The sequence below is a fragment of the Bacillus sp. mrc49 genome, from assembly GCF_002803435.1.
Map to the genome: position 1 here is coordinate 1 of NZ_PHNG01000814.1, position 5790 is coordinate 5790.

Annotated in this window: 7 protein-coding genes and 1 pseudogene; 7 read left to right on the forward strand and 1 reads right to left on the reverse strand. The window is 46.4% G+C overall.

Features of this window, described 5'->3' with window-relative positions; all coding sequences use genetic code 11:
• Positions 1–404, reverse strand: a pseudogene (locus tag CVN76_RS30720) (helix-turn-helix domain-containing protein); the annotation flags it as partial.
• 211 nt (positions 405–615) lie between these two features.
• On the opposite strand from CVN76_RS30720, the gene CVN76_RS30725 reads away from it, so the two are divergent.
• From CVN76_RS30725 to flgL, 7 genes are all read left to right on the forward strand, one after another.
• Positions 616–1578 (forward strand): DEAD/DEAH box helicase, encoded by a 963-nt coding sequence (locus CVN76_RS30725; protein ID WP_100534298.1) that lies wholly within the window; start codon positions 616–618, stop codon positions 1576–1578.
• Complete coding sequence (locus CVN76_RS30730) at positions 1571–2263, forward strand: ComF family protein (protein WP_100530117.1); 693 nt, start codon at positions 1571–1573, stop codon at positions 2261–2263. The genes CVN76_RS30725 and CVN76_RS30730 overlap by 8 nt, the downstream gene beginning before the upstream one ends.
• 98 nt (positions 2264–2361) lie before the next feature.
• Positions 2362–2775 carry a TIGR03826 family flagellar region protein gene (locus tag CVN76_RS30735; RefSeq protein ID WP_100534299.1) on the forward strand — a complete coding sequence of 138 codons (414 nt, stop codon included), beginning with the start codon at positions 2362–2364 and terminating at the stop codon, positions 2773–2775.
• Between the two features lie 220 nt (positions 2776–2995).
• Positions 2996–3259 carry a flagellar biosynthesis anti-sigma factor FlgM gene (gene flgM, locus CVN76_RS30740; RefSeq protein WP_061141207.1) on the forward strand — a complete coding sequence of 88 codons (264 nt, stop codon included), beginning with the start codon at positions 2996–2998 and terminating at the stop codon, positions 3257–3259.
• 74 nt (positions 3260–3333) lie between these two features.
• Entirely contained in the window at positions 3334–3822 is a 489-nt protein-coding gene (locus CVN76_RS30745) for a flagellar protein FlgN (RefSeq protein ID WP_061141206.1), read from the forward strand.
• A gap of 28 nt (positions 3823–3850) precedes the next feature.
• On the forward strand, positions 3851–5410 hold the full coding sequence (gene flgK / locus CVN76_RS30750; protein WP_100534300.1) for a flagellar hook-associated protein FlgK: 1560 nt from the start codon (positions 3851–3853) through the stop codon (positions 5408–5410).
• A gap of 15 nt (positions 5411–5425) precedes the next feature.
• Positions 5426–5790 (forward strand): flagellar hook-associated protein FlgL (gene flgL / locus CVN76_RS30755; protein ID WP_100534301.1); only part of this gene is annotated, 365 nt, incomplete at its 3' end.

A 5790-nucleotide genomic window follows, 5' to 3' on the forward strand; every position in this document is an offset into this window, starting at 1 on the left:
GTCACTTTCCCAGGGGGCTTGCCGGTCATTTCATTTTTCACAGGCTGAATGATAATAGCATTAGCTGTTTGCATCATATCCTTTTTTCTCTTCATGGGTACCTGGCAGATCATGCCGAGGTCTTCAAGTTTCTTCATTAAACGTTGAACTGTTTTATAAGAAAGTTCAAGTTTGGCTGCAATCGTATTTTTACACATGTAGCTCACACCAAGTTGCTTGCAGCTGTAACGCTTTAAAAGCTCCAGGAGGGCAATAAGTCGTGATTGGACATCTGAACGCTTAATTTCCACACGGATGACGTCTCTGTATACTCGTACCGTTTTATTTAATTCTTCAATATCTGTGAAAGAGGATAGGTTGTTATATGATTCTTCATTGGAAATTACATCAATACGTTTTTTCATACTAAATCTGCTCCCTTTAGGAAAAGCAACGGTTCGCTTGATTCATGACAAACCATTGCTAACCTTCTGCATCTGTAATAAAATGCATGTGAAGGGTACAGCAGGAGTTTGCCTAGTCTAGTTAGGCGAATGGTTCAAAAAGTGTTACCAGCACTTTTCTGAACACGTTGTGCTCTTCTTTTTTTTGGTTCGCATTTTTTAGTATTCATAATTGGCTACTTGCGGTGCCGGCAAGACGGAGGTCTTATTTTCAGCCATCAAGACAGCCCTGCTTGCCGGGAAACGAATCTGCCTGGCAACACCGCGGACAGATGTCGTTCTCGAGCTTTCACCAAGACTGAAAAAGGCCTTTCCAAAAATCGATGTCGCCGCCCTTTATGGAGGCAGTGCAGAGCGGCATAAATCCTCACAGCTTATTATCTCCACGACTCATCAGCTTTTTCGTTTCATTGAAGCCTTTGACGTGATCATCGTCGATGAGGTCGATGCGTTTCCCTACTCCGCGGATGATTCCCTGCAATATGCGGTCAATAAGGCGAAAAAATCCTCTGCCGCAACCATCTACCTGACCGCCACGCCCTCGAAGCGTATGCAGCGATTGTATCGAAGCGGTAAATTGAAAGCCGTGACCATCCCGGCCCGTTACCATCGTCAGCCAATTCCTGTTCCGGAAATGAAGTGGTGCGGGAACTGGAGAAAAAGGTTTCTTGAAAAAAAGATGCCCCCCGTAATTAGCAGGTGGGTAAGTGAACGTCTGTTGAAAAACATCCCCTTCCTCTTGTTTTTTCCAAGCGTACAAGTGCTGGAGCAGGTCATTCCGCTATTTCAAACATTGTCTCCTAACTTGAAAATCGTCCACTCACAGCATCCAGAGCGAAAGGAAAGGGTGTTGGCATTAAGGAAAGGGGAGGTTCCTGGGTTATTGACCACGACCATCCTGGAACGCGGCGTCACAATCGAACGCCTGGAGGTGGCCGTGATCGGCTCGGAGCATGAAGTGTTTTCAGAAAGCGCCCTCGTGCAGATTGCCGGCCGGGTTGGAAGAAGCTTGGCCCACCCTTGCGGCACGATCACTTTTTTTCACTATGGTAAAAGTAAAGCGATGATCGAGGCGATCCATCACATCCGAATGATGAATGAGGCTGCCCTGAAAAGGGGGTTGCTCGATGCGTAGATGTTTGGTTTGTGATGAAGCGATGAAGGAGGCCCTGACATGGGGAACATTGCTTAAGCGGGGCGAGGCCAAGGCGATCTGCAAAGGATGCGAGGCGAAACTGGATAGGATAACCGGGGAGAGATGTTCATTGTGTTCAAGGGGGATGGACGGCCATTACAGCGGTGGGGGCACCTGCTTCGATTGCTCAAGATGGGAAAGGGATAAGGAGTGGTCCGGCTATTTGTCCAAGAATATATCGCTTTTTCACTATAATGAACACCTGAAAGAAATCATCGCCAAATATAAGTACCGCGGGGATTATGCATTGGCAGCGATTTTCGTTCCCTATTTGAGGGAGGTGCTGCAGGATATGGAGCATGACCTTGTGACGTGCATCCCGCTAAGTGCTGAACGGCTAAGGGAGCGGGGGTTCAACCAGGCACAGGCTTTGGCGGATGTTATTGGCATTCGTACAGTCGAGGTACTGACTCGGATCGATACGGAAAAACAATCAAAAAAATCAAGACATGAAAGAATCACGCTGCCGCAGGTTTTCCAGGTCATCAATGAGGAATTGCTGCGGGATCGATCGATTTTGGTCATCGATGACATTTACACAACCGGCACGACACTCAGGCAGGCTGCCAAAGCCTTGAAAAACGCTGGGGCGAAAGCCGTATCATCGATCACTTTGAGTAGGTGAAATAGCACAATTTTAAGAACTTCCTAAAGTATCGTACGTATTATTCGATATATACAGTACAAATCAATAATCGGTGTGATGGTGAAGGAGGGACCTTGATGGATATATCCAACTGTCCAAGCTGTAATTCGTTATTCGTTATGACTAAATTCCGTGATGTATGCGATGCCTGCCATAAAGAGGAAGAAGCTAAATATGATAAAGTGTATGCATATATTCGCAAGAAAATAAATCGAACGGCCTCCATGATGCAAGTGGTAAACGATACTGGTGTGGAAGAAATGCTCATCATTAAATTCGTGAAAACAGGTAAGCTAAGGATTTCGCAGTTCCCTAATTTAGGGATTCCCTGTGAAAAGTGCGGCACCCCTATCAAGAGCGGAAGGCTATGCGGCAATTGCAGCGATTCCCTGCGTACGGATTTGCAGGAATTCGAAGATGAAGAAAGGCGCAAGGCCTTCGGGAATGAGAAAAAAAATACTTATTACATGAAGGATGATCAAAAAGGGTAATTCATGGAAACATGTTGCATGATTTGCTAAAATATTCGATATTGAGAACAATTTTCGACAATAGATGTCGGACGAAAGATAACAGGAAACCATAAAAGATATCCAATCCTTGTCGATAATAATGATAGGGAGAATGATGCGGTCCATAGCCACTTCAATGGCCTGTCTGGGAAATCGTAAATTGGGATGGAAAAATCGACCGAAGGAGAGGATCTGGAATATGAAAATCAATAACGTCGGTGTGACAGGTGTTAACCCGTATAATCTTCAAGCCAATAAAGCAGGTAATATCAAGGAATCCAAGGCCAATGCCAAGGATAAAGTCGAAATTTCCTCAGCGGCAAAAGAAATGCAGCAATTATCTCCGATTCCTGCTGCAAGACAAGCAAAAGTGGATGAACTGAAGAAGCAAGTGGAGAATGGAACTTATAAATTGAATGCGCAAGCGACGGCTAAAGGTCTGATCGATTTTTACCGGAAATGATTTTTAAAAGATGATTGCATTGGACGGAAGGCATCAATTTCCGTCCCTCATTCATGAGGAGAGGAGGCAGCAAAATGTCTGTACGGAACATCATCGAGTCGCTTGAAAAATTGATCAAGCTCCATAAAAGCTTCAATCAATTGGCGATAAGAAAAACGGACCTTTTGAAAGCGAATGATACCGAAGCGATAACGGAACTGCTGATTCAGGAACAAAAGCATATGAAAGCGATCAGTCAAACGGATAAGGATAGAGAAGGGGCTGTCGCGGAATTTCTTCATGCAAGTGGAAAAGCGGGGCAGCCTGCCTCCATCCACACCGTAACCGAACTGACAGGACCGATCGAAACGGAAAAGCTTGCCCGGCTAAAGGGGGAATTGATTGAAGAAGTGGCTAAGCTGAAGGAGCGGAACAGTTTAAATCAGCAATTGATCTATCAGTCGCTTCAATTCATCAACGTCTCTTTGGATATGTTCAGGCCTCGGAATCAAAACCTGAATTACGGCAACCCGGTAAAAAAACCTGCCAAAAGCGGCATGGCAATGTTTGATTCAAAAGCTTAGGAAATGGAAGAAAAGGAGGCATGAGCAAATGATTTCAACCTTTATGGGTCTTGAGACGGCCAAGCGTGGATTATCTACCTCACAAGGAGCCTTGTACACAACAGGAAATAACGTAGCCAATGCCAATACATTAGGGTATTCAAGGCAAAGGGTCAACCTCGTCCAGACGCCGGGCTTCCCCACTGTCGGGATGAACAGCCCGCGGGTGGCCGGCCAAATCGGGACGGGCGTAGCGGCTGAAACGGTGCAGCGTATCCGCGATAGCTTTCTCGACGCTCAGTATCGGACACAAAGCAATAAAATCGGGTATTACGGGGCGATGAGCGAATCCTTGACCAAAATGGAGGGGGTCATGAACGAACCGACCGACAGCGGATTGGCTGCCACGATGGAGAAGTTCTGGAATTCACTGCAAGGGCTGACGGCGAACACGGAAAACTCAGGAGCGCGTGAAGTCGTTGCCTCGACAGGCGTCATGGTCGCAGATACCTTGAACTACTACTATAACTCGCTAACCAGCGTCCAAACGGATATCGGGAATCAGATCAACGTCAAAGCGAACGAAATCAACACGCTCATCAGCAGCATCGATCAGCTTAACCAACAAATCAGCAAGGTCGAGCCGCATGGCTATATCCCCAATGACTTGTATGATAAACGTGACGTTCTGGTCGATAATCTCTCGCAGCTTGTCAGCATAAAAGTGCAAAACGTCATTCCGACGGATTATGGCAGGGCCAGCGATGTAGCGACAGGACTGTACAATATCGAATTGATGCAGGAGGATGGTTCTTCCTATAAGCCCCCTATCAATCTGATCAGCGTCAATCAAACGGGGATGGTGGGAACGTCGAAAGTCGAAGTCGGCTATGACAAAACGACAGGCATGGTCGATGGAGTGAAAGTCGGGTCAAAAACATTGACGGACTACAAGTTTTCAGGAGAACTGTCGGGCTTGATCAACAGCTTTGGTTACAAAAAGGCTGATGGCACGATCGGCGGAGCTTATCCGGATATGCTGAAAAAGCTCGATAATATGACGGCTGCCTTCGTGAACGAGTTCAATGCCATCCACAAACAGGGGTATGCATTGGGCGACGGCAACCAATCAGTCCTGAACTTTTTCGAGATCGAATCAGGTAAGAGCGCTGCCCAAAGCATCAAGGTGAATGGCGAGATCATAAAAGATCCATCGAAGATTGCCGCAGGCGGTAAAAGCGGCGGAGCATCCGGAGACAATGAAAACGCTAAACTCCTGGCGGACTTGAAGAAAAAGGCGTTTAGTGAGTACTCGACGAAGGACCAAAATTCAAAAGAATTGACGGGAAGCTTCGACACGTATTATGCCGGTATCATCGGCAAGCTTGGTGTGGATTCCCAAAGCGCCCAAAAGAACCTATCCAACTCGGTTGTGCTTGCCACTTCCGTCAATCAAAATAGGGATTCCGTCAGCTCCGTATCGCTTGATGAAGAAATGACGGACATGATCAAATTCCAGCAGGCATACAACGCTTCTGCAAGGATGATGACGATGATGGACGAAATGCTCGATAAGATCATCAACGGAATGGGCACGGTAGGCCGATAAGAGGAGTGAATGAACATGCGAGTAACGCAATCGATGCTAACCAATAATATGTTAACCAACTTAAGCGGCAGCTACGAAAAGATGGCCAAGCTGCAAGAGCAGGTTTCCTCTCAAAAGAAATTCTCCAAACCATCCGACGATCCCGTTGCAGCCATGATGGGCATGGGATACCGTACCAATTTGAATCAAATCGGACAGTATCAGAGCAATATTTCCGAGGCGACAAATTGGATCGACAGTACGGATGATACCATTTCTGAAGCGGTTTCCACGATGCAGCGGATTCGGGAGATAACGGTTCAAGGAAGCAATGGCACGTACGAAGGAGATCAATCGAAAAACATTTCAGAGGAAATCAAGCAATTGAAGGAACATCTCAT

Bases quoted from the DNA above. Each gene is read 5' to 3' on its own strand.
- CVN76_RS30730 (WP_100530117.1), top strand. From the start codon at position 1,571: ATGCGTAGATGTTTGGTTTGTGATGAAGCGATGAAGGAGGCCCTGACA.
- CVN76_RS30735 (WP_100534299.1), top strand. From the start codon at position 2,362: ATGGATATATCCAACTGTCCAAGCTGTAATTCGTTATTCGTTATGACT.
- flgM (WP_061141207.1), top strand. From the start codon at position 2,996: ATGAAAATCAATAACGTCGGTGTGACAGGTGTTAACCCGTATAATCTT.
- CVN76_RS30745 (WP_061141206.1), top strand. From the start codon at position 3,334: ATGTCTGTACGGAACATCATCGAGTCGCTTGAAAAATTGATCAAGCTC.
- flgK (WP_100534300.1), top strand. From the start codon at position 3,851: ATGATTTCAACCTTTATGGGTCTTGAGACGGCCAAGCGTGGATTATCT.